The organism is uncultured Roseobacter sp. (assembly GCF_947491795.1).
Taxonomy (GTDB): Bacteria; Pseudomonadota; Alphaproteobacteria; order Rhodobacterales; family Rhodobacteraceae; genus Roseobacter.
Genome location: NZ_CANLKW010000005.1, coordinates 32,670 through 56,982, shown reverse-complemented (window position 1 = coordinate 56,982; position 24,313 = coordinate 32,670). Strand labels below are relative to the sequence as shown.

Below are 24,313 nucleotides of genomic sequence, written 5' to 3'. Positions count from 1 at the left end.
TTCCCCTTACCCTACGACGGTGACTGGCATGCTGGCGTGCATGACAAGATTACTGGTTGAGCTGCCAAATATCCGCGAGGAGAAGCCTCCCTCGGATGACCGTCCGACCACAATCTGGTCTGCTTTGTTTTCAACGGCGATGGCATTCAGGGTTTCAGCGACATCACCGTGGCGGACTTTGCCCGTCGCGGTGAAACCGTCGGATGTCAGCTGCGCCACGGCGGGTTCAACTACCCGTGTTGTCGCGACTGCAATCTCTTCTTCGCGGCGCTTGTGGCGCTGCGCGTTTTCCTCTGCTGTCTGGAAAGTGAATGGCGACCATTCAATCACGTAGACAACCAGAATTTCACAGTCTCCGATGAGCGAGGCAAGTTTCTTGCCGTAATCGAGCGCACGATTGCCCGATCCTGCTCCATCCAGACCGATAACCAGTTTTGATGGCATATGTCCCTCTTGATGTTCCCGGCGCGCTTTTTTGCGCGTCCGACGTGCCGTGTATTGAAAGGAACGAAACCACAGCACCCCAATTCCGCCCCATCTGACCAGCTTCTTCGATTTTCGCCCGCTAATGGGGCTGAATTAACGACAATTTCGATCTTTTGAACTTTGATATGAACGTTACGCAGTCGAAATGGGCTGTATTGATCAGGTTTTCCAAACGCTCATTTTTCTAGCCCTGGGGGAATCGCCGCTGATTCAGCAATTTCTGAGTGATTTTCATCTGCGTTTTTAGAACAATTACCGGATCAGGAATGATTGTCAGGAACCGTCCAGGCATGCACCTGAACTGTGCCTTCGCGTCCGCGTATCCGGACCTGAGCAGAACGCGCAGCACCAGGCGGGGTCATGACGTTCTGCATAAACTCCCCGCTTGCAACGATCGCAGCGCGCTCTTCTTTTGCAACTTCCATAAGGCGGCTTGCCAGATTTACGGTATCCCCGGAGACCGTGACCTGCTGATGGGTATCGGTGCCAAGCCGCGACAACACAACCGGCCCGCTGTGCAGACCGATGCGGCACGCCGGTGTCCCGTCTGTGCGGGCAAAGCTGTCCTCGGCCTCCAGCTTTTGCGCCAGAGCCAACGCAGCACCGATGCATGCATCAGCGGAGTGAACCTCGCCGGTCTCCGCCAGACCGAATACAGCCAGAGCACCGTCGCCCATATAGTTGAGCACACTGCCCCCGGCGCCCTCGATTTCCTCACCGACCAGAGAGTGAAACCGGCTGAGCAAGGCGCGCGTGCCCTCTGACCCCAGTTTCTGCGACAGGGTCGTGAACCCCGTCAGATCGACAAAGAACACCTGCATGTCCCTTGTGACGGGCCGCAGAAGGTAATCCGGTTCACGCGCAATCCTGTCGGCCAGCATGGGCGACTGGAAACGCCGCAGAGCGCGCACTGCCTGTTCCGATCTGTGGGCCCGGCGTCGTTCTGTGCGATAGCGCAGCCCACCGCAGGCAAGTGATGGTGGCACCGCGCAGATCAGCGGCAGGGCAGCACTCATCCAGATGCCGGTCGCAAAAAGTCCCGTGATGACTGCAAATGACCCGGCCACCAGAAAAGCAACCACAGCCGCACCGGCACCGAGCGGCAGGCAGATCAGTGCCACCATAGAGGCCGCTGTCAGCAGCACCGCGTGCCCTGCATCCCAGACACGTGTGGTATCGTCGCGCCACAGCCCGGGGCCGCCCAGCAGTTGCGACACGGTTGTTGCAATGATTTCGACGCCCGGCGTGCTGGGGTCGAAAGGCGTTGGAAACCTGTCGCCCACACCCGATGCCGTATAGCCCAGCACAACAAGCCGGTCTTTGAGGCGATCAGGCTGCGGCCCGCGCAGCAGATCGGCAGCACTTATGCCAGGGACCGTGCCCGATGGCCCAAGGTGCCGGAGCGGCAGATTGAACCCTGCATCAAGAGGGAGGCGGCGGCTGCCTATTTGCAGCGCCCCACCGTCAAAGGAGGCCTTTTCACCGCTGTAGCTCAGCACTGCGGCCAGCGCCATTGCCGGGCGTATCTCTCCCCCTGCCTCCAGCAGCAGCGGTATGTAACGCGGGATTCCGCCGGTATCTGTGGACAGGTTGACCAGCCCGATCTGTGCCGCCTGCCGGAAAACCGGTTGCGGCAACAGCACACCGGCAGTCGCACCGTCCGGCGCGCCCTCAAACCGCGCAGCACTCGCGAGAAAAGTTGGTATCGCCCGAAGTGCCTGCGCCAGCGCATCGTCGGTGTCCGGATCGCCCGCTTCGGTCAACAGGATATCGACAGCCAGCGTACGTGCACCGCTGTCTGAAATGTTCCGGATCAGACGCGCAAGGCGGTCGCGGCCCTGAGCACTCGCTGAGGACCCACCGTCGAGGGTGCGATCATCAATAGCTACCAGAACCACTGATGGTTCGGGCGTGCGCTGGCCTGTCAGACGATACCGCAGATCTGTCAGCCGGTTTTCCAGCGTTTCGGAAACCACAGGCATTCCAGACAAATGAGGCACCGCAAAAGCCGCAGCCCAGAGCAGACCCGCACAGACACCCGCCAGCAGAATCGCCGGAAAAGGGACGTTCGGCCGGGCGTCAGCGCCCAAAACGGGAAAGCAGCGCGCGCACGCGCCTGTCCGGCCAGCGGAGCGCATCAGTGAACCTGCTGTCCGACACGTCCACGCCTTGGCCCGCGCGCAGACGCACTGTTCTAGCTGCATCAGACACCCGCCGCACGCTGACCTCGCCATCTATGACAAAGACCGATGTCTGCGCTGCGGTCACCTCGACAACATAGGTTGTTCCGCGCACGGCAGCGATGGCATTCGGCGTCCGGATCTGCGTGGGGCGCGTGCCGGGCTCTACCTCGATCAGGATTGCGCCATCCAGCAGCTCTAATGTGCGTGGCGGTGCATCTCCTGGCCGCGGCACAAGCGTCAGTTCACTCCCGGGTGCCTTTTCAAGCACAAACCCGGTGCCACAGGTCAGCCTGTCAACGGCGCCGCTACCGGACGCAACACAGCCAGCGAAGGCATCCGTCGCAATTGTGCTCAGGGTGCTCGCGAGCAGTAAGGTGGTCAGCCCTGCACCGGCCCGCGCATTCTTCGACATCAACTCTGGCATACTGCACCCCCGGCCAGGAACCACACCCCAGGCGCCGTGACGCTTTCACATAAAGCTGGTTGCTGCAAGCAGCAGGGGCGCTGACCTGCTCCGCTACTCGGCCATCTGCCGGTCGACCTGCTGTTCCTCGTTGATCATCGCCTGCAGCTGGCGGCGGAACCGCAAGGGTCCTGCATCAATGGGCAGATCGATATGCGCAGAGCGCTTGTTCAGCATGCCCGCCTGCACCTCGTTGAGCACGGCGCGATCCTCTTCAAAGGCCTTTTGCACATCCTCGCTCATCATCCGGGACAGCTCTTCATCATCCGGTCGGATATTGCGCAGCTGAAACCAATAGTACCGGGTCTGATGCGCATTGGTGGGCGTCATGAAATTATAGCTGTCCATAATAAAGGTATCGTCATGCATCGGCCCGTCCGGACCACCGGTGCCCGCCGGCGTAAAGACCGCGCGGATCAGTGCGTGGCCGGGGTAGCGAACCTCATAATGCTGCAACCGGTCGCAGTGACCGTCAAAAGCGATGACCTTTTTGTAAAAAGGCGCAGGCTCATGATCCATGATCCAGCGGTGCACAATAACGCCGCTGTCGGTTCTGGTAACACGCAGGGGTGTGTCCCGTGTGCCCGCTGCTGCGAAACTGCCCTCATGCACCCAGGCCACATGGGTCGGATCGAGCAGGTTATCGCACATGAACAGGTAGTTGCACTCAAGCTCCATCGCAGAGCCGCGGTTGATACCCCAGGCCGGATCGTCGTAGTTTGGTATGTCGAAAATGTCGTCCGGATCGGCCAGCGCCGGGTTGCCCATCCAGATCCAGACCAACCCGTATTTCTCATGCAGCGGATAGGCGTGCACCCGCGCCTCGGACGGAATGCGCCCGGTGCCCGGAGACCAGACACACTGGCCTGCGCAGTCAAACGTCAGACCATGATACCCGCATTCAACCGTGTCCCCCCTGATGCGCCCTTTGCTCAGCGGCAGTTTGCGGTGTGGACAGGCATCTTCGAGGGCGACCAATTCGCCGCTCTCAGACCGGAACACACAGATTTTTTCCTCAAGCACGGTAATCTGCTGCAGGTCGCGCGTGATTTCATGGTCCCATGCGGCAACATACCAGGCGTTCTTCAGAAACATTCCGATCTCCAGGGGGTCAGCATTTGTCTGTCCTGACCGGTTTAACCCCTGTTTCCGCATGCCGTCGAGCGTGATGTCGCCGGTTAGACGCGCAGGGCACGGAAAAACGGCACCGAACTGCGAGTTGCCTTACGGAAACAGGCCGCTGCACGCCGTGATCAGGCAGGCCAAACCCGCGCAGCACGGGCAGGAGCCCGGACGTGCCAGCGCACGAAAGGTATTGCTCCGATGAACGGGCACAAAAAAGGGCGGTGCCACAATGACACCGCCCCGTCGGTTTCACACAGGCCGTCAATTACCAGGCCTGGTTCCAGTAGTCTGTGGTGACCGGCACATCCGCGTTGGCCGCAGCCTTGGCGATGGTGCTGGCCATGGACCGGATCGCAGCCTCGGTGCTGTCGGACAGACCGCTTGTGTTGGTCGTAATGGCCACATGAATATCACTCAGGTCTTCACCACTGACGGCGGTGTACCCGTCGCGAAAAACGGCCACGGTGGCATATCCGCCGCCGGTTGACCCGTTGTGGCTGAGCTTTCCGCGTGAAGTTGACCGGAATGCAGCAATATCCATACCGTCATACCCGATGGTATCCGCCAGGCGTGTCGTGATCCCCAGCACCCCCTGGGCCGACGCCGTCCATCCACCGGCCGCAAGCCCGGTTGTCGAGGCCTTGAACTCCAGCGCTTCATGCCCCGAGGACGTCCGTTTATAGGGCCATGCATCAGAAGTATCCGGACGTGCCTTCTGCGCCCGTACTTTGCCCTTGAGCCCCATGGGCCGCAGATAGCTGTTCACCGTGTATTCGCGATAGGTTTTTCCGGTCACCGCCTCGATCAGAAGCGTTGTCAGGCCCATTCCGTGATTGGAATAGGAATAGCGTTCTCCGGCAGGCCATTGCAGCGGGCGGGTTGCCAGAAAGTGTTTGTGGATCAGATCGTATTCCGGCTCGCCGTGATGCGGATACATGCGCCGGGTCGCTGGTACATCGCCACCGCCGAAAAAGCCGCTGCGATGATCAAAGAGATGCTGGACGGTGATATCCAGAAACGTGTTGCGCTGGTGTACATCATGAGCATGTCGGTAAGCATAGGGCGCCCGGTACGCGGTGAGGTTCCGGCTGTGCCCGGAGAAAGCCAGTTTGCCCGAAGACCATGCATAGACCCTGTCGTTTGCGGCTATACCCATCCCACGGATGCGGTACCGGTAGTCCGCCTGGTTGATGTTGGGTGAGGCATAGGTGCGACTGGCGAAGTAGCGGTCGAAATCAAGCGATGTCCCCGACGAAAGAGTACCATCGTCGTACCAGACGTAAACATGGCTGTTGGACTTCGCGATGGCGATACCGACGACGTCATGCATCGATTTGCGGTCTCCGTCAGTGCCTACCGGAAGAGACGCCTTTTGCGTGGGCTTGCCGTCGTCATCGAGCGGGATTGCCTGCCGCGCATCGAGATCACGCGATGTACCGATGCTGCGGGTACCGTCCTTGTACCAGGCATAAACGTGGTCATCGGGGCTGATCGCAACCGCATGCAGATCCCTGAGTTCCTTGCCTTCAGCAACACGGAAACTGCGGGGTTGCTGGTGGGCTGTCAGGTTGCCCGATGTTCCGATACTGACCGTGCCGTTACGATACCAGGCATATACCCTGTCATCGGAGGCAATCGCGATGGAAATGATCGGATTGTGCCGGTCGGTCGAGACACGCTGGACGGTATTATACCGTGTACCCAGAATACCGTTCTGGCCGTACACCTTGGTATTGGCCGGGTCCATGCCACGGGCCTGCATCGCCTGATAAAGCGCGGGGCCGGACACCACTGCCTTGGACACGGACCCGATCCGCGTCCGGTGATCTGGCTGCATCACCACGTTGCGCCCACCGGCAACCTCTGTGCGTCTGGCTTTGCCAAACCCTTTCGAATAGATCAGCCTGCCGCCCTGGGTGACAGCGACGGTCATGCCGACTATACCACCGTCCTCCAGCAGGTCCTGCAGCGGGCCGTCAATTTCGGACGCCAGCGCGGCCGGTGCGAAACCGGGTCCAGCGGAAACGGGGCCGGCAAAGGCCAGTATGGCCAGCCCCGCAATCAGGCCGCGACTGCGGATCAGGGTGCGGGTGGTGGCGGTGGAATGGTTCTGTGAAAAAAACATCTGGAAACTCCTTGTTACTGAAAATCATATTCACGCCGGATCACGCGGCCCGGCGCTGGCGCAGAACCCCCAACCCGGCCATACCGGCGAGCAGAAACGCCAGGCTGGCCGGCAGCGGTACCTGAGCCGGTTGCGGCATGTATTCTACCGCGTTGCGCTGCCGGAACCCCGTCAGCATCTCGAGCGAACCGCCGGGATCAAGGCTGATGGAAAAGAGGTAGCGCCATGTTACGTCCAGAGCGGCAGTGTTTTCACCGCCCGTTCCGGTGGCACCGGTCGCTGCGGAAAACATGAACCCGTCACTGCCGGTAATCAGGTTTTCTGCAACCGCAGCGCTGTCGCCCTCTTCGGTGACCGTGCGCAGGTACGGTGCCAGAGGCAGGTAGCCGATCTCTGCGCCAACGCCATTGCCGAATTCGTTGAAAATAGTGCCAGAGGTGCGCGCAAACCCATCCACCCCGTCATATCCTGCCGAAAAAGATGCTCTCACGTCGCCCACAATGTTGAAGGAGATCAGATCATCGCTGAGGTTCTCAAAGAGATACCCCCGTGTAATCGCATAATTGGAATGCGCAGCGGCTGCCACAGGTTCAGAAGTGATCCCGGCCCGGGCCGAGCCACTGTTCCGGACGGTCCGCTCGATGATCGAAGTCTCAAAAGGATCCGCATCCGGGTCATCAATTGCCGTCACCTCAACGTCAAATGAAGAACCTGCACCTTCGGTCCCGCCTGGCAGCGTGGTCTGATCAGATCTGCTCGCGCTGTAGGGCAGTGGCGGGTCCGAAAACGGATTACCAACGACAACATCTGTTGTAACGCTGTTAGTAGCCGTGGGGTCATCCACACTGCTTTCCGCGCCACCGCTGATTTCCAGTGAACCCGGCAGAACGGACAGGCGGATACCCTGTGGCACAGAGCCCGAATTCAGAACGTAACTGTGATAGAGCCGCAGGTCACTGTCTGCTGAAATGGGGGCTGCAAATGCCGTGCCGGCGCTCAGAACCGCAATGGAGGAAAGAGATAAAACATATGCCTTCATGACTGAAACTTTCTGTATGTGATTTGGTGCCGGGCAGATGAAATCCGCAGCCTGCGGTGATCCGTCCGGACGCCGAAAAAGCGGCGCAGGCCCAGCAAACACCGGCCTGCATCAGAAAACCGTCAGCCGGAAACCTGACGCAAACCTGACGCTCGCCGCGTCAGGCTTTGCACCCAATGACCACTGCACCCGACGTCCCACTGCGCCGCGCCGCGCGCCCCGAATGCTGCAGGCACCGGCTGCTGCCAGGTCCCACGCTTGTTTTTGACGGGTTTTTCACCCATGCTGACGAGGGTGGAACGCGGGTTCCGGGCAGATCGATGCACGCTCCGGCCAGGACTGCGTACTGTGGTGTGGGAATGCGTGCGATCGTGCCTGACAAGGTCAACATCTGTCTGAACGTGCGGCTCTATGGTGCGCCGGGTGTCCGGTTATCCGGTGCTGTCAGCGCCCAGATCACAGGTGCCCGCAACATCGCCCTGATTGCGCTGCTGGCAACTGCACCGGACATGCGGCGCAGCCGGGCCTGGCTGGCAGATACGCTGTGGTCTGACAGCACCGCTGCGCGCGGGCGTGCCAACCTGCGGCAACTGCTGCACGCGCTGCGCCAGAGCACCGGGCCCGCGCTGGATCAGCTGTTTGACAACTCTCGCGATCAGATTGCACTGCGCACAGGCACTGTAACCTTCGAAGGCTCCGACACTGACGGCGAATTTCTGGAAGGTATCGACCTGCCCGAAGAAGGGTTCGAGGACTGGCTGCGCGCTCAGCGGATCGGGCAGAACCTCCCTGCCCCGGCGGTTTTTTCTGCGACGCAAACGCATGTGCTGCCCAGAATTCTGGTGTGTCCCTTTGCAGAAACCGCAGCCGCGCAGCCCGGCGGCATCGGCGATGCGCTGTCACAGGAACTGACCGGCCACTTTGCCCGCTCCCAGCTGATTGACGCCATATCCCACTTTACCAGCCGTGCTCTGGCCGGACCAGACGACGCGCCTGCAAAGGATGCTGAATACGTGCTGACCGGCCAGTGCCGCGAAGCCAACGGACACCTGACCGTGGACGCAACCCTGATTGAAACAGACGGGCACCGGGTGCTCTGGTCTGATCGTCAGAAAATCAGATTGCGGGACTTTCTGGCCGGAGAGGATTACCTGACCAGCCAGATCGTCGGGCAGGCTTTGCGTATCATCATGTCGCGGTCTATCGCGGCAGGTTCCTGCACACCTCTGCCCGAACTGGAGGCGCACAGTCTGCTGATATCGGCGGTGGCGCTGATGCATTCGTTTGAAAAGCGGCATTTTCACCGGGCCGAAGCGCAGCTCGGCGAGGTTATCCGCCGCTGCCCCGGGCATTCGGTGCCCCGGGCATGGCTCGCCCAGTGGCATCTGTTGCGGATCTATCAGAAATGGAGCGATGACATCCCCACAGACGAGACCAAGGCACAGGCCGCTGTCCGGAATGCTCTTGATCTGAATGCCGGATGCGCGCTGTCACTGGCCATTGACGGGAACATCCAGACAATCCTCAGGCGGGACTTTGCGGCAGCACAGCAACGCTTTGATGCAGCCCAGGACATCAATCCAAGCAGTGCTTTTATTTCCCAGCTCAATGCTGTGCTGGACACTTTTACCGGTGACGGTGCCCGCGCGGTTGCTCTCACAGACAGGGCTTTCATGCTCTCGCCCCGTGATCCGCGGCGACCGTTTTTCCAGACCCTCAGCGCCGGGAGCTATGTTGCCGGAGGACGCTTTGACGAGGCGGTTGAAATGGCCGAGGCCTCGCTGCGGCACAATCCGCTGCATCTGTCGGCGCACAGGTGCCGGGTGATCGGCCTGCAACTGGCAGGCCGCGAGGCTGAGGCCCGCAAGGCCGCGGGTGAACTGATGCGTCTTGATCCGGGTCTGCGGGTGTCAGAGTACCAGCGCAACCATCCCGCCGCCCAAAGCAGTATCAGCCATATATGGGCGGATGCGCTCCGACACGCCGGGGTCCCGGTGAACTGATTTTCCCAGAAAGGTTTTTTCATGCCTGTTTTACAGTCTCTCCAGTCCTTGCAATCGCTTCAGTCGTTGCAGTCCCTGCAATCCCTTCAGTCTCTTCAATCGCTGCAAAGCCTGCAGTCTCTGGGGGCCTCAGTAACCGCGTCGCCCGTCGGCTACATTACCGCACATGACGGCATTGCCGGTCTTTGGCAGGGCAGTGCAACGCCCGTGCCACGCAATCTGGCGGATCCCGGAAACCTGAACCTCTGGGGCGCGCCCAGCCAGCAAACCGTTTTGTCAAACGAGGTGCTCAGCCGCCTGTCCTATGGCGCGGACCCGGACAGTGGCACGGCGATCATTTATCTGCTGGACCAGGCCGACCCATCGGGCACGTCTCCGGGTTTCACCGCAGCCCCGGTGGCACAGATGACAGCGCCAACACCTGAAGATTTTGCAGCGCAGGCCCGGATGGTCAGCGACTATGCCGATCTGCGGTCTGACAGGATCGCCGAAATAACGGACCAGACGGCCGGCACAATTGCCTATTTTGCCCAGATCACAGGGCTGGAGGCCGGACGCCACCGCGCCACCCTGCAACTGCTGTCACTGGCCCAGGACTGTGCGTCGCACGCGGCGCAACAAAGCAAACACATGCTGGCCTGCCACAGGCCGGTCGCGCTTTCAGCCCAGATCCAGCCCATTATTCCGACCCCGACGCACAGCAGCCTGCCCAGTGGTCACGCGACCGAAGCCTTTGCCATCGCGGAAACACTGATCCGTCTTGCGACGGCGGCACCGGATGCGGCCGCGCAGGTTATGCATATGGCGGCGCGGATCGCGGTTAACCGGACGGTGGCGGGCGTGCATTTCCCGGTCGACAGTTTCGCTGGTGCCATGCTCGGAACCGTCGTGGCCGACATCATTGCCGCGCGCGCCGGGCAGTTGGATGCGGTCCAGCCGCTGCGGTTCAACGGTGCACAGACCGGAAATGAGGACTTCTATACATCCCGCATCTGGCACGATGGTGCACGTCAGAGCCCCATGACCGAGAGCGGGACGGCGATTGTCGAGGAACAGCCCGGGCCCGCAGGCACAGACCTTTCCGCCCTGCTGGCGCGGGTCTGGACCGACGCGCTTGCAGAATGGGCACTCTGAGATGTCTGTTGAGTGGGTAGCCGACCCTGGTCTCGCGGCGTTTCATCCCCGCCTGGAGCCGGTAAGCGCCTGGCTTTTCAGGCGCAACAGCCCCTACCTGCGCACGGGAGGTGCCGCGACGGCCACATTGTTTTCAATGCCTCTGGATCAGGACGGTTTCCGTCCCGACGTAAGGGATGCATGGCGTGCGCTGAGCGTGACCAACCCTGCATCCGGGGACAATCCGGCACAGCTGGCTTTTGGCTCTGATGCTCTGGATGACCTGCTCGACCCGCTCGCAGATGATTTCGAGGACCCGCGTGTTTTCGTGTTGCCGCTGGCATCCGGTGCGCCCCTGCCTGCTGAGGAGTTGCGAAGGCGCACGGGTATCGGCTCACCGCGGTCGCGGACACCTGCCAGCCCGCTGCCGGCGCCATCCGCGATCATCGGAACAATCGACCATGGCATCAACATTTTCCACGCCAGGTTCCGGCACAGGGAGGACAGTTCACGCGTCGTTGCCGCCTGGATACAGGGGGCCGACCGGCTTGAAGACCGTTTGCCCTTTGGACGCGAGTGGCTGCAGGCAGATATTGAAAATGCTCTGAACGACACCGGCGGTGATGAGGACCAGCTGTTGCGACTGCTGGGCGACGATCCTGCGCGTCCAGGCTTCAGCCCACTGGGCTTCCGAACCAGCCACGGAACGCATGTGCTTGATATCGCAGCGGGGTTCGACCCGGACGATGCTGCCGGTGACACCCTGCCCGTGATTGCAGTCTCGCTGCCGCCGGAAGTGACGCGGGAAACCGCAGGGTCCATGCTGGCCCTGCCCTTTGCCCTTGGCCTCGAATACATCGCTGATCGCGCACGCAGACTGATGGCCCGGACCGGTGTTGTCGTGCCGGTGATTGTGAACTTCAGTCTTGGTCTTACGGGGGGGCCGCGCGGTGGCCTGCACCGGTTGGAGCAGACAATCGACCGGGTTGCCGGGCGGCACAGCGCGCAGATCGCTCAGGAGATGGGCGTTGCTGAGGCCCCGTTTACGGTTGTCGTCGCAGCAGGCAACAACAACCTGAGTGACGGGCACGCACGCAGCCTGGAGGCAGCGCAGGTGCTGACGATGGGCTGGCATCTGCAACCGGTTGATACATCGGCCAACTTTCTGGAGATCCGGCTGGCACCAGAGGCAGACCCGATGTTTGAGCCGCTCAGCGTGACGCTCTCTCTCACCCCTCCTGGCGCGGAGGAACCGATCAGCACGACCGTACTGCCAACTGCGGGCCGGACACTGCAGAACATCCGCCTGTTGCAGCGCAATGGCGCCGTGATCGGGCGGTTGTCCGTCTGGCGGCACCCGGAGGGAATAGCTGTACTGACCCTGGCGCTGGACGCTACAGACCCGGGTCGCGATATGCGCCCGGTCTCGCCGCCCGGTACGTGGGGGGTAACGGTGAACTGTAACACCACAACGCCCTACCGCATTGATGCATGGGTTCTTCGGGATGACGTGCCGGGGGGGTTTGCGGACACCGGACGCCAGAGCTATCTGACCGATACCGCCCATCGCAGGCGTGATCACACCGGCAGACTGATTGTCGAAGACGCACCGGACAGTGCCACAGTGATACGCCGCGCCGGTACACTGAACGCTGCGGCGACTGCAACCGACCAGACGCGCCGCTACAGTGTCGGGAGCCGCGCAGGCCTGGGTGCGGATGCACCCCCAGCAGAGTACTCCGCCACGGCCCTGGATAGCACTTCAGAACGTATCGACGCAGACGCGCCGGGTGACAGATCGCCCGTGCGCGGGGGCATACCGGCAGCGGGTTCAAGATCGGGCAGCCGCGTGCTGATCAGCGGCACCAGCGTCGCCGCCCCGCAACTGGTTCGCCATCTTGCCAGCGGGGTCGGAACGCTGTCCGATGCACCGGATGAAGACGCCGGACGACGGCGCGGAAGCCAACAGCTGACCGGTGCGCTGGCGGGTCTGGACGTCGGGGAGTAACGATTCCAACCTGCTGCAGATCGGGCTGAAAACACCTGGTTTACGTAAAATTCAGGTCTGATCTGTATCCGTTTCCGCAGCCATGGAAGCGGACAAAACACAGCATGCGTGAACACTGCATCCGTACATTCAAAACGACCGGTTTTGCTGCACTTCTGGTGATTGCGTGGACGTCTGCCGTCTTTGCAGACCAACAGCGCCTGAGAGTGGCGTATGAACAGTTTGTTCCCTATTCATTCACCGGCCCGGACGGCAGTGCTCAGGGGTTTTCCATTGATCTGATCACCCGGCTGGCCAACAGCGCCGGCTACGATCTGGAATTTGTCCCGTCCCCGAACCCCGCTGAAAGTATGCGGATGATAAACTCCGGCGAAGCTGACCTCACCTCCTTTCTGGCTCTGACGGAGGCGCGTAAGGAGCGCGGCCTGCCCAGTAATGCTCTGGGGTCATTTGAATTGCGGGCGTTTGTCCTCCAACGACACAGCGCCCAGACGCCTGAAGACCTTTCCGGTCTGCGGGTCGGGGTCACCGGGGGCAGCTTTGCCGTGAACGGGGCCCGTGAAATTCCGTTAGTTCAAATCGTCGAGTATGCGTATACCGATGATCTGGTCCTCCCGCTGCTGACCGGGGAAGTAGACGCGGTCGTAGGTGCCAGCGACAGTTTTCTGGGCCGGTTGCGCCAGGCCGATGTGGAACACCGCATCAGGATGCTCGATCCGCCACTGATTTCCAGCCCCGCCGGATTTTTCGCCGCCCCGGACAGACCAGAGGTACAGCAGGCACTGAACACCGCTATTCGCACCAGCCTGACGGACGCGGATCTGCGGATGATCTATGAACGATGGTTCGGGCGGTCCAGGACACTGACGGATCACCCGCTGTTCTGGTGGGCCGTTTGCGCCACGATTATGGTATTCGCCAGCCTGGCCTACTTTGGCTTGTCAGCAAGAAAACACCGGAAATATTCCGAACAGCTGCGCCGTATCAAGGCAGCCGATGACCTGCTGGTCTCTGCGCTCGACGAGGTGGCCGCTGCAATCGTAATCTATGACGAAGATCTGCGCGCCATCCATTGGAACAATGGGTTTTCCCAAAGCTTTCCCACCCTTATCAATGATCTCAAGTCCGGTATCGACATGCGGGAAATCATTGGAAAGTCTTATCGGGACGGCACTATGGTGGGCGAAGCCAATGCTGCCGACATCGATGAAAAAGTTGAGGGCATCATTTCTTCTGTCAGATCAGGTGAAAGCCTTGCACGGCAGGTAAAGGCGCGCGATGGCAGGATTTTTGAAGCAAGGGAGTTCCGGCTGAAACCCGGGCACTATGCCTCCATTCGGGTGGATATTACACGTCTGCACCAACAACAGGACACGATCGAAAAACAGACGCAAAGTCTCGAAGCCGCCAACGAACGTCTGGCAACTTTCGCAGCAATTGCGGCCCATGACCTGAAGGCACCGATCATACAGCAAAAAGTGCTGCTCAACTTTATCCGTGAGGACATGGAGGACGTTGGCATCGCAGTTCCAGAACCTGTCCTGGAGCACATGAACACAATGCATGACCTGTGTTCCGGCATGTCGGAGCTGATCCAGGATCTGCTGCTATATTGCCAGACTGACCACGCTTCTCTGGAAAAAGAAGTGATTTCACCTGATGATCTGATCGCATGCGCCGCTGCAATGGCGCATGTGCCTCCAGGTTTCTCCCTTGAAATCGAACAGGATATGCCGAACGTTCTGGTGAACCCAACGGCCTTTAAGACTGTCATGCGGAACCTGATTTCAAATGCTGCTAAGCATCATGACAAGGCGTCCGGTCGCATCAAAGTCAGTGGCTCTGTTGAGAACGGCGCTGTTTTGATCCGGATCGAGGATGATGGGCCGGGAATTCCGGACAAGCACAAAGAACTTGTTTTTGAACCTTTCAGGCGGCTGAGCAGCGCCTCGAACGGGAACGGCCTCGGTCTCGCTTATGTCAGAAAAACGGTAGAGGAATGGGGGGGCGAAGTCAGGGTAGCCGATGCAGCACCGCGGGGCAGTATTTTCTCTGTTTCTTTCCCGCACCGCGCCGCGGACATCATCCTCTTTTCTGAAGCCGGGTGATCGCGCTGGCCGTTTTCTGAATTCTTTCGCGAATGCTGTCCGGCAGGACCCTTTTTCACCAAAATGTCACTGATCCGCAGGCGAAACTCCGAGGCGGTCCCGCTTTGCGATTGATCACCAATACCTGCAATCCCCACCGCCCGGGGGCAACGTGCGCACTTTTGGTGTTGTCCGACGTCAGCGCAACAGGTCGCATGTTTGCCTGGGCCACCTTCTCCATCCAGACGGCGTCAGAGCAAAGCGTATTGTCAGACACGCAGGCTGAAATCTCTGATGAGCGCAAACCAGAAGCTTTGTTTTCATGAGTATTCGCCCCGTTGCCTTTGGTCCGGGGAATGTCGTGCCCCAGCAACGGCAAAGGCACCGCTGGTCTTGAGCGCTACCGATTGCGGAACAGGCTGCTAAAAAGTCAGCACCAAGGGCACGCGAAACCAAAAGGACAATCAGCCCCAACCGTTTTGTCCTTGTCCGGTTTTCCGCCAGAGCCATGGCGCGTCCGCCTCGGCACTGTCCGGGCTTTCTTATGCTGCAGCCAGTCCGGACAGATCTCACGCAAGCTTCAGATGGTATGATTTTGGCCGTGTCAGGTTGTGAAACCCGATTGCCGAAAGCCCTCCGCCGCGCCCTGTGTCCTTGCAGCCGGTCCAGCACAACCCGGGATCAAGATAGTCCGCCCGGTTCATGAAAACTGTGCCGGTGTCTATCTGGTCTGCAATCGCCCCGGCCCGCTGAACATCCCGGGTCCAGACCGAAGCGGTCAGTCCATAACGGCTGTCGTTCATCAGCTGTATCGCTTCGTCATCGCCCGTCACCGGCATGATGCCGACAACCGGTCCAAAGCTTTCCTCCTGCATGATCCGCATGTCGTGCGTCACGTTCGTAAGGATCTGGGGGGTCAGATACGCGCCGCCATCATCCTCGGGAAATGTGCTGATATGCGCTGTTGCACCGTCCGCAACGGCCTCGGCCGTCTGAGCCCGCACTTCATCCGCAAAACGCCGGTGTGCCATCGGACCAATCGTGGTCTCAGGATCCAGCGGGTTGCCGAGGCGATACCCCTGAACAATCGAAACCGCCCTTTCCACAAAGGCGTCAAAGTGCTGTTCGGCGACATAAATCCGCTCAATACCGCAGCAACACTGGCCGGAGTTGAACATTGCACCATCGATCAGTGTTTCAGCCGCAGCATCAAGATCAGCATCATCGCAGACATAGCCCGGATCTTTGCCGCCCAGTTCGAGGCCGACACCCGTAAACGTGCCCGCCGCGGCCTGTTCAATGGCCTGCCCTCCCCCGACCGACCCCGTGAAATTCACAAACCCAAAGGACCTTTCTGCGATCAGCGCGGACGTGACCGGATGATCAAGGAAGACATTGCAGAACACCGCCTTTGGTACGCCGGCTGCGTGGAATGCCGCAGCCAGCCTTTCCCCGACAAGCGGGGTCTGGCTTGCATGCTTGAGCACCACGCTGTTGCCCGCGATCAGTGCCGGTGCAATCGTGTTTATCGCTGTCATATAGGGGTAGTTCCAGGGTGCCACGACCAGGATCACACCATGGGGAACACGTTTGATGACCCGGCGAAAGGCCGCACTGTCCTCAATCACAATATCTGCCAGAGCGTCCTCGGCGATCTGTGCCATATACGTCGCACGTTCGCTGAAACCGCCAAACTCTCCGCCAAAACGTACAGGGCGGCCCATCTGCCAGGCCAACTCGGGCACAATCTCGTCGTTCATGGCGCCTGTGCGGGCGACGGCATCCTGTACGAGGGCAATGCGTTCACGCAGCGGGCGTGCGGCCCATGCAACCTGCGCCGCTTTGGCATCAGCAACGACTGTCTGTGCTTCCGAGAGGGAAAGGGTTGGCCGTTCCGCAAAAACAGAGCCGTCGACAGGAGATATACAGCGTATCATGTATCAGGCCCTTTCAAAGCCGCGCGCGACTTCCCAGTCAGTGACCACCCGGTCAAATTCTTCCTGCTCCCATTCTGCACAGCGGGTATAGTGGTCAATCACATCATCGCCCATTGCCTCACGCAGGAAAGCGGAACTGCGCAGCGTCTGTGTCGCGTCGCGCAGCGTTTGCGGAATGTCCTGGGCTTTCGCATCCTCATAGACATCGCCGCGCGTCGGTGGGGCCAGGTCCATCTTTTCTGTTATGCCGCGGATACCGGCGGCGAGCATGGCCGCCTGGGCAAGGTATGGGTTCAGATCCGAGCCACCGATGCGGCACTCTACCCGCACGCCTTTGGTTCCGTCACCACACAGACGGAAGCCCGCGGTCCGGTTGTCAACCGACCAGACCGTTTTGGTCGGGGCAAATGTCCCTTTGGCAAAGCGTTTGTAGCTGTTGATATAGGGCGCCAGGAAAAAGGTATAATCCGGCGCAAAGGCAATGAGGCCAGCCATGTAGTGGCGCATCACATCGGACATGCCCAGTTCCGCATCCGCATCAAAGAACACAGGTTTGCCGTCCTGCCAGAGCGACTGATGCACATGTGACGAAGAGCCAACCTTGTCGTGGTGCCACTTTGGCAGAAAGGTCGCGGCGTGCCCGTGTTGCCAGGCGATCTCTTTGATCCCGTTTTTTGCGATCGTGTGATGATCGGCGCAGTCCAGCGCATCTGCGTAGCGGATGTTCAGCTCCTCCTGTCCGGTTTCTGCCTCGCCTTTCGAGTTCTCAACCGGCAGACCCGCACCAAAAAGATGGTTGCGGATCGGTCGCATCACACCCTCTTCCTTGGTTGTCTGCAGAATGGCGTAGTCTTCGTTGTAGCCGCTGATCGGTGTCAGATCCCGGAAGCCCGATTTGCGGATATTGTCAAAAGAACCCTCAAACAGAAAAAATTCGAGTTCAGTGGCCATCATCGCATCGAACCCAAGCTCTTTCAGCCGGGCGATCTGGGTTTTGAGCATCTGGCGCGGCGCATGCGGCACCGGTTTGTGGGTATGATGATCGAGGATATCGCAAAGCACCATGGCCGTGCCCTCAAGCCAGGGCAGTATCCGGAGCGTTTTCAGATCTGGCGCCATGATGTAGTCACCATAGCCCTTTTCCCAGCTTGATGCGGCGTAGCCGTCCGGCGTTGCCATCTCCAGATCCGTCGCCAGCAGGTAGTTGCAGCAGTGCGTCTCCTCAAAGGAACTTTCCACAAAGTTCACCGCGTGGAACCGTTTGCCCATCAGCCGGCCCTGCATGTCCGGAAAGCAGGCCAGTACCGTATCGATGGTGCCGTTCTTTACGGCTTTTTTCAGATCTTCAAATGTCAGATTGGCTGGCATGTCCGGGCTCCTCTCAGAACGTGAAGCGCCCCCGGAAACCGGGGACGCCTGTTGTGTGCAGTATCGGGTTTACTCGAAGTTGTAAGGAACACCCGCCTGATTGATCACGCTGTTGTACTCCTTGAAGATGTTGACGATCTTCTGATGTACCTCGCCTTCCTGGGCGACTTCTTCCCAGAATTCCTTGGCAGCGTTTTCAACCTCGGCCCACTCTCCTGCTGGCACAGAGCGCAGAGCCAGTTTCTCGCCGTTTGCGCGCAGTGCGGCCTCACCGCCCCAGTACCACTGGTTGCGATAGGTGTGGCCCGCTTCGGTTCCCGCCATGACGACCGACTTGAGATGGTCCGGCAGTTCCGCCCAGCGTTCCTCGTTCACAAACCACGAACCGATCCAGGCACCAGAGATGTTGTTTGTCAGGAAGTAGTCGGTCACATCCGCCCAGCCGACGGTGTAATCCTCGGTGATCCCAGACCAGGCCATGCCGTCAAGTTCGCCCGTCTGTACGGCGACCTCGGCATCCTCATAGGGAATGTTCACCGGCACAACACCGAACTGAGCCAGGAACCGCCCGGCGGTCGGGAAGGTGTAGAGCTTCAGCCCGTCCAGATCTGCAACACTTGTGATTTCCTTTTTGGTGTTGAAGTTACATGGGTCTTGCCCGGCGGCAGACAGCCATTTAACACCCACTTTGGCGTATTCTTCTTCCCAGATTTCCTTCAGGCCGTACTGGTTAAAGAGTACAGGCACGTCGAGAATATGCTTGGTCGCAAAGGGGAAGTAGCCGCCGAACTGGCGCAGCGGTGTGGGTGACGCCATAGAGTCGTCATCAGAATGAACGCCGTCGATCGTGCCACGCTGGAGCGCCTGGAAAAGCTCCCCTGTTGGCACGATCTGGTCAGCGTAAAACAGTTCCACCTCAAGCTCGCCGTTGGCGTTTGCGTTGATGTAGTCGATCACCGGTTTGGTTACGTGCTCTCCCAGAGCAGCACCGGCATAGGTCTGAAAACGCCATTTGATCGCCGTCTGGGCTTTCACAATGGATGGGCTTGCCAGGGCAGCAGCGCCGCCAATACCGGCGGTGGTCAGAAACTTACGTCTAGTGGTCATGTTGATTTCCTCTCTGTTAATGCTCGCATTCATTGCCCCGTGTCCGGGGTCTCGTTGTGGTTAATTTCCGTAGACATACCCGGGCAGCCAGAGGGCGATTTCCGGAAAAGCCATAATCAGCGCCAGCGCCGCCACCATCACCAGCACAAACGGCAGGATAGAGGCATAGATGTCGCGCAGGGTAATTTCGGGCGGGGCCATCGCCCGCATGAGAAACAGGTTATAGCCGAAAGGCGGTGTCATATAGGCAATCTGCGTGGTGATCGTATACAGCACGCCGTACCAGATCAGGTCAAAACCAAGGGCACCGACCAGCGGAACATAAAGGGGTGCAACGATGACAAGCATCGCGGTGTCGTCAAGGAATGTACCCATCAGAATAAAGCTGAGCTGCATCAGGATCAGGATCATCCAGGGGCTGAGGCCCAGGCGTTCAGTAAAGAGGCTCTCAATGGCCTTTACCGCACCCAGCCCGTCAAAAACCGAGCCAAACGCCAATGCCGCCAGAATGATCCACATGAACATGCAGGAAATTCCCAGCGTCCGGCGCACAGAAGTTTCAAACACCTCACGGGTCATGCGCCCCTTGGCGACGGCCGCAACAAAGGCAGCAATGGCCCCGATGGCAGAGCTTTCCACCAGCGAGGTCCAGCCATTTACAAAGGGAACCATCATCGCAAAAAAGATGAAAAGCGGCAGCAGCCCGGCACCCAGCAGGCGGATTTTCTCTCGTGTGGGAATGTCGCGTTCCTCTGCCGGCAGAACCGGGCCAAGGGATGGATTCATACGGCATCTGATCACGATATAGATGACAAACATGGCGGCCATCATCAGACCGGGCAGCACACCTGCAAGCCACAGTTGCCCCACAGGCTGGCGGGCAATCATGGCATAAAGAACCAGAACAACTGATGGCGGTACCAGAATGCCCAGAGATGACCCGGCCTGGATCACGCCGGTGACCATCAGTTTGTCGTATCCCCGCCTCAGAAGCTCTGGCAGTGCAATCGTGGCACCGATCGCCATACCCGCCACGCTGAGCCCGTTCATGGCAGAGACCAGCACCATCAGCCCGATCGTCCCCACAGCCAGCCCCCCGGACAGACCGCCCATCCAAACATGGAACATGCGATAAAGATCGTCGGCGATTTTCGACTCCGACAGGATGTACCCCATGAAAATGAACATCGGCAGGGTCAGCAGCGGGTACCATTTCATCAGTTTGATGGCCGCCGCAAAGCCCAGATCGTACCCGCCCCGGTCACCCCAGAGCAAAAAGGCCGACACAACGGCGACAAAGCCGATGGCCCCGAAAACACGCTGACCGGTCAGGAGCATCAGCATCATTGACGAGAACATCAGAATGGCAATGGCCTCATAAGACATCAGAGTTTGACCCCCATGTCATGGCCGCGGAGCCGGAGGATGTCCTTGAGCAATTCAGACACCGCCTGCAACAGCATCAGAAAAATCCCCACCAGCATGATCGCCTTTATCGGCCAGAGATAGGGCCGCCAGACAGACGGGCTGCGTTCGCCCCCATAGCTGATCGAGTACTGAAAGCTTTCCCAGCCGCCCCAGAGCAGAAACACCAGATAAACGATCAGAAACATCACGGTCATGGCATCGATCTGCGCTTTTTTCCGGTCAGACCATTCGCCATAAAGCAGATCCATCCGCACATTGGAGCCCATCTGGATCGAATAGGGCCCACCCAGCATGTAATAGGCAACCATTGCGAACTGCGCCATTTCCAGCGTCCAGAGGGACGGGACAAAAAACGTTTTGGACACTGAAGACCACAGCAGAATGGCCATCATAATAAAGATGCCGTACATCACGACCCGACCGATGCGGTAGTTCAGGGCGTCCACGGCCCTGATGTATCTGCGCGCCAGCCCTAGCATGCATCCGCCTGAACAGCTGAGACCGCGCCCGACACCCAGTCAGCAAGCAAAGTTGCCATCCTGGCCTGCGCTTTCGCATCCGCGATCAGATCATTGCGCACTTCCAGCATCACATTCGGGCACCCGCGCGGCAAAGCGTGTTCTCTGAGCGTGTGGGTCACGCCATCCTGTGGACCGTAGGGATCATTCCGCCGGACGTCATAGGATGCGGGCGGCTGTGCAAGCAGGACATCGGCTAGCCGGGTGTCCTGGTCGTGCAGCACACCGATTTCCACGTCGCGTGTCCGGCCATGGTAGACCGGTGTAAAGCTGTGAACCGTCACGATAACCGGGGCCGTTTTCGCAGAAAGAACCGCGGACACAGCGTCTCGGAAGGGTTCATACCACGCGGAAACACGGCGGGCTTTTTCCAGGACCGTCAGGTTTTGGTTGCCCGGAACCTCGACAAGTTCGCTCCTCGCCGGCATCGCATCCTCAGCCTCCGGCGGGCGGTTACAGTCATAGACAAGCCGTGACACTCCGGCAGCAACAAGCACCGCATCCAGATGTTCGGCCATCTTTTCAGCGACAGGTTTCGCGCCCGGATCCCAGACGACATGGCCTTCCAGCGCATCCGGTGCGAGACCCAAATCTTTGAATTCAGGCGGAATAAACGCGCTGGCGTGCTCACAAATGACCACAACCTGAGACGCCGCATGACGGTTCAGAACCTCAACGCGCGCGGTGTTTGAAGTGTTTTCAGGATGATTCATTCACGCTCCCACAGATGAAAACTCTTGCCATGACGGCGCTCTGTCAACACAATTGTGAAAAATTTATCACACGCTGGTTCGCGCTGATATATTTTTGCCCGCGAAAAAGGCGTTGCTGATGGCCGACCAAAACCAGACGATATCGGACCGCATTCAGGAACGGCTGGATGATCTGACGCGGGCAGAGCGCCAGCTTGCTCTGTCCATCCTGGAAAACTACCCCGCATCCGGGCTCGGCCCGCTCACCGCGCTGGCCAAGGGGGCCAATGTCTCCGTGCCGACCGTTGCGCGGATGGTGCAAAAGCTCGGGTACAAGGGCTATCCCGATTTTCAGGCTGATCTGCGGGACGAGCTTGGTGCTGCGGCCAAGGGCCCGATTGCCAAGCATGAAACCTGGGCGGGGGCGGCTCCGTCGGAACATATTCTGAACCGTTTCACAGACGCCGTGATCGACAATATCCGCAATACATTATCGCATATCGATCCGGTCGCTTTTGATGAGGCCTGTGCACTGGTCGCAGATCAGGACCGTCATCTTTATATTGCAGGCGGACGGATCACCCATACCCTGGCAGAATACCTCTTTATGCATATGCAGGTGATCCGCCCAAACCTGACCCATGTTCAGTCCACGTCGAACACATGGCCGCATTACCTGCTGAACGCCTCCGAAGGCGATGTTTTCGTGATCTTTGACGTCCGCCGGTACGAGAACAACACGCTGAAACTGGCCGAGATGGCACGCGCGCGCGGTGCTCGGATTGTACTGTTCACCGACCAGTGGCGCTCGCCCGTTCATCGGATTGCGGACATCTGCCTGACCAGCCGGATAATCGTGCCGTCGGCATGGGATTCAGCTGCGACGACCATGTTGCTGATGGAAAGTATGATTTCTGCCGTTCAGACGCTTAACTGGGACAGCACCCGGGACCGTATGCAGGAACTGGAAGACATCTTTGACAAAACAAAGCTCTTTCGGAAATTTACCTGACAATCAGGCCCGGTTTTTGGTTCAGTTCTGATCTACGGGGCGTGACTGCATCCGACGCGCGGTTTCCGGCTCCGCACGTTTGCAGCACAGAGGTGGCAGACCACGGTCCATCAGGGACATATCTTCCAGAACCATTTCGCCCATCTGAAAAAAGGCCGCATCCATCGCGCCCGCCCGGTGTGCCGATCTCAGAAACCCTTTCAGCGACCGGACCGGATGATCCGGCGCCGGCGGCTCTTCGGGAAAGACATCGCTCGCGGCCCTGATGCGCCCTTCTTCCACCGCAGCAATCAAAGCGTCAAAATCCACAACCTCCGCCCTGGAGAGAAGGATAATCCGCGCGCCGGGTTTCATGGAGGCCAGCAATTCCCTGTCTATGAAATGACGGTTTTCCGTCGTGACCGCCGCGACCACAAAGATGAATTCCGCATCTGACATGACACTGGCAAGTGTCGCAGGCCGCACGCCATCCGCCTTCAAAAGCCTGTCCGGCAACCAGGGATCATAGACATCAATCTGACAGCCGAATCCAGTCAGCAGGCGTCGCAGCGCGCGGCCCAGATCGCCGTACCCGATGATGCCAACCCGTGCACCGCTCAGCAGAACGGCGTCAGTATTCCCATCCCCGCCCCACTTTTCCTGACCGCGCTGGAAATCCTGATCTGCGCCGCTGATGCCACGTGCCAGATCCAACGCCAGCCCCAACCCCAGTTCAGCAACAGGCATGGCAAAAACAGCCCCCGTTGTCAGCACGTGAATGCCACGCGAAAAGATACGCGCATAAGGCATATTGTCGATCAGATTGGATTCAACATTCAGCACAGCGCGCAGCCGCACAAGCCGGTCGAGCGTCCCTGCATCCAGTGCGGGCTGGCCGATGATGTAGCGCACCTGTCCCAGCATCTGATCCGGCAGTCCGGGAAGATCATCGCCGGTGGTTTCAATGATCTCATAGGCCTCATGAAGCTGCGTCAGCTTTTCAGGTGAAAAAATAAGATCAAGCGTTCGGGGAAAGGGAGCAGACAGGACAATGGGTTTCATGTGGTCACACTAGAAAAAAATTGCGCAACATCACACCCATTGACGCGCGATTGATAAAATCAGTGGCATGGCCGCTCGTTTTCCGGCACCCCGCGCGGGAAAACCTGCGCGAAACGGCATAAACCTTTGGCATAGGCCCTGCGTATTAACCCGTTTGTCCAATTCAGGAACGCCCCGTCGGTCGCCAGATGGAGGCAACCGCACAAAGGCGGACCAACACATACTGAAAGGACTGACTATGACTTTTTTCAAATCACTTGCTCTGACCGCTTGTATCGCCGTACCCGGCTACGCTCTGGCGCAAACCAACCTGGGGGACGCGGCGGGAAAAACCGGCGAGGACGTTGCAGCATATCTCACCGGGCTGGGATACAGCGTTATCGAGGTCGAGGCCGAAGATGATGAAATCGAGGTTTCGGCTCTGCTGGACGGTGTCGAATACGAAATCGAAGTCTCGTCGCAGACCGGACTTGTTATCGAAATGGGCATCGACGACGATGAAACAGAAGAAAACTGATCAAATCCCGTGCGCCAGGCCCTCGGTTCTGGCGCGCGGCCCTCGTCTGACAAAGGTAGCC

General features: G+C 59.3%; 19 protein-coding genes. 6 read left to right on the top strand and 13 right to left on the bottom strand.

Going from position 1 to position 24,313, the window contains the following annotated elements:
• Nucleotides 1-6 precede the first annotated feature (6 nt).
• The 6 genes from Q1A34_RS18170 to Q1A34_RS18145 form a co-directional block, all read right to left on the bottom strand.
• Entirely contained in the window at nucleotides 7-444 is a 438-nt protein-coding gene (locus Q1A34_RS18170) for a universal stress protein (RefSeq protein WP_300037730.1), read from the bottom strand.
• A 302-nt stretch (nucleotides 445-746) separates the two neighbouring features.
• Nucleotides 747-2,468 carry a CHASE2 domain-containing protein gene (locus Q1A34_RS18165; RefSeq protein WP_300038193.1) on the bottom strand — a complete coding sequence of 574 codons (1,722 nt, stop codon included), beginning with the start codon at nucleotides 2,466-2,468 and terminating at the stop codon, nucleotides 747-749.
• A gap of 97 nt (nucleotides 2,469-2,565) precedes the next feature.
• On the bottom strand, nucleotides 2,566-3,093 hold the full coding sequence (locus Q1A34_RS18160) for a FecR family protein (protein WP_300037727.1): 528 nt from the start codon (nucleotides 3,091-3,093) through the stop codon (nucleotides 2,566-2,568).
• 93 nt (nucleotides 3,094-3,186) lie between these two features.
• Complete coding sequence (locus Q1A34_RS18155) at nucleotides 3,187-4,227, bottom strand: aromatic ring-hydroxylating dioxygenase subunit alpha (RefSeq protein ID WP_300037724.1); 1,041 nt, start codon at nucleotides 4,225-4,227, stop codon at nucleotides 3,187-3,189.
• A 295-nt stretch (nucleotides 4,228-4,522) separates the two neighbouring features.
• The gene (locus Q1A34_RS18150) at nucleotides 4,523-6,382 is read right to left on the bottom strand and encodes a serine hydrolase domain-containing protein (protein ID WP_300037721.1); all 1,860 of its coding nucleotides are present in this window, start codon (nucleotides 6,380-6,382) and stop codon (nucleotides 4,523-4,525) included.
• 40 nt (nucleotides 6,383-6,422) lie between these two features.
• Nucleotides 6,423-7,421 (bottom strand): VPLPA-CTERM sorting domain-containing protein, encoded by a 999-nt coding sequence (locus tag Q1A34_RS18145; RefSeq protein WP_300037718.1) that lies wholly within the window; start codon nucleotides 7,419-7,421, stop codon nucleotides 6,423-6,425.
• 176 nt (nucleotides 7,422-7,597) lie between these two features.
• On the opposite strand from Q1A34_RS18145, the gene Q1A34_RS18140 reads away from it, so the two are divergent.
• The 4 genes from Q1A34_RS18140 (at nucleotide 7,598) to Q1A34_RS18125 (ending at nucleotide 14,653) form a co-directional block, all read left to right on the top strand.
• Nucleotides 7,598-9,424: a hypothetical protein gene (locus Q1A34_RS18140; protein ID WP_300037715.1), complete on the top strand. Its 1,827-nt coding sequence runs from the start codon at nucleotides 7,598-7,600 to the stop codon at nucleotides 9,422-9,424.
• Between the two features lie 21 nt (nucleotides 9,425-9,445).
• Nucleotides 9,446-10,558 carry a phosphatase PAP2 family protein gene (locus tag Q1A34_RS18135; RefSeq protein WP_300037712.1) on the top strand — a complete coding sequence of 371 codons (1,113 nt, stop codon included), beginning with the start codon at nucleotides 9,446-9,448 and terminating at the stop codon, nucleotides 10,556-10,558.
• A 1-nt stretch (nucleotide 10,559) separates the two neighbouring features.
• Complete coding sequence (locus tag Q1A34_RS18130; protein WP_300037708.1) at nucleotides 10,560-12,545, top strand: hypothetical protein; 1,986 nt, start codon at nucleotides 10,560-10,562, stop codon at nucleotides 12,543-12,545.
• Nucleotides 12,546-12,649: 104 nt separating this feature from the next.
• Nucleotides 12,650-14,653 carry a transporter substrate-binding domain-containing protein gene (locus tag Q1A34_RS18125; protein WP_300037705.1) on the top strand — a complete coding sequence of 668 codons (2,004 nt, stop codon included), beginning with the start codon at nucleotides 12,650-12,652 and terminating at the stop codon, nucleotides 14,651-14,653.
• Between the two features lie 548 nt (nucleotides 14,654-15,201).
• Here the strand turns inward: Q1A34_RS18125 and Q1A34_RS18120 are convergent.
• The 6 genes from Q1A34_RS18120 to Q1A34_RS18095 all read right to left on the bottom strand — a co-directional run bounded on the left by Q1A34_RS18120 (nucleotide 15,202) and on the right by Q1A34_RS18095 (nucleotide 21,703).
• A complete protein-coding gene (locus tag Q1A34_RS18120; RefSeq protein WP_300037702.1) occupies nucleotides 15,202-16,569 on the bottom strand; it encodes an aldehyde dehydrogenase family protein in 1,368 nt (455 codons plus the stop codon).
• Nucleotides 16,570-16,572: 3 nt separating this feature from the next.
• Nucleotides 16,573-17,937, bottom strand: a complete 1,365-nt coding sequence (locus Q1A34_RS18115; protein WP_300037698.1) for a glutamine synthetase family protein — start codon at nucleotides 17,935-17,937, stop codon at nucleotides 16,573-16,575.
• A 69-nt stretch (nucleotides 17,938-18,006) separates the two neighbouring features.
• Nucleotides 18,007-19,044 carry a TRAP transporter substrate-binding protein gene (locus Q1A34_RS18110; RefSeq protein ID WP_300037695.1) on the bottom strand — a complete coding sequence of 346 codons (1,038 nt, stop codon included), beginning with the start codon at nucleotides 19,042-19,044 and terminating at the stop codon, nucleotides 18,007-18,009.
• A 60-nt stretch (nucleotides 19,045-19,104) separates the two neighbouring features.
• Complete coding sequence (locus Q1A34_RS18105) at nucleotides 19,105-20,430, bottom strand: TRAP transporter large permease subunit (protein ID WP_300037692.1); 1,326 nt, start codon at nucleotides 20,428-20,430, stop codon at nucleotides 19,105-19,107.
• Entirely contained in the window at nucleotides 20,430-20,951 is a 522-nt protein-coding gene (locus Q1A34_RS18100; RefSeq protein WP_300037689.1) for a TRAP transporter small permease subunit, read from the bottom strand. The genes Q1A34_RS18105 and Q1A34_RS18100 overlap by 1 nt, the downstream gene beginning before the upstream one ends.
• A complete protein-coding gene (locus tag Q1A34_RS18095) occupies nucleotides 20,945-21,703 on the bottom strand; it encodes an N-formylglutamate amidohydrolase (protein WP_300037686.1) in 759 nt (252 codons plus the stop codon). Before Q1A34_RS18095 ends, Q1A34_RS18100 begins: the two co-directional genes overlap by 7 nt.
• Before the next feature lie 118 nt (nucleotides 21,704-21,821).
• Between Q1A34_RS18095 and Q1A34_RS18090 the strand changes: the two genes are divergently transcribed.
• The gene (locus Q1A34_RS18090; protein WP_300037683.1) at nucleotides 21,822-22,694 is read left to right on the top strand and encodes a MurR/RpiR family transcriptional regulator; all 873 of its coding nucleotides are present in this window, start codon (nucleotides 21,822-21,824) and stop codon (nucleotides 22,692-22,694) included.
• A 21-nt stretch (nucleotides 22,695-22,715) separates the two neighbouring features.
• Here the strand turns inward: Q1A34_RS18090 and Q1A34_RS18085 are convergent, their stop codons facing one another.
• Nucleotides 22,716-23,735 carry a hydroxyacid dehydrogenase gene (locus tag Q1A34_RS18085; protein WP_300037680.1) on the bottom strand — a complete coding sequence of 340 codons (1,020 nt, stop codon included), beginning with the start codon at nucleotides 23,733-23,735 and terminating at the stop codon, nucleotides 22,716-22,718.
• A 238-nt stretch (nucleotides 23,736-23,973) separates the two neighbouring features.
• Between Q1A34_RS18085 and Q1A34_RS18080 the strand changes: the two genes are divergently transcribed.
• On the top strand, nucleotides 23,974-24,252 hold the full coding sequence (locus tag Q1A34_RS18080; protein ID WP_300037677.1) for a PepSY domain-containing protein: 279 nt from the start codon (nucleotides 23,974-23,976) through the stop codon (nucleotides 24,250-24,252).
• Nucleotides 24,253-24,313: the final 61 nt, after the last annotated feature.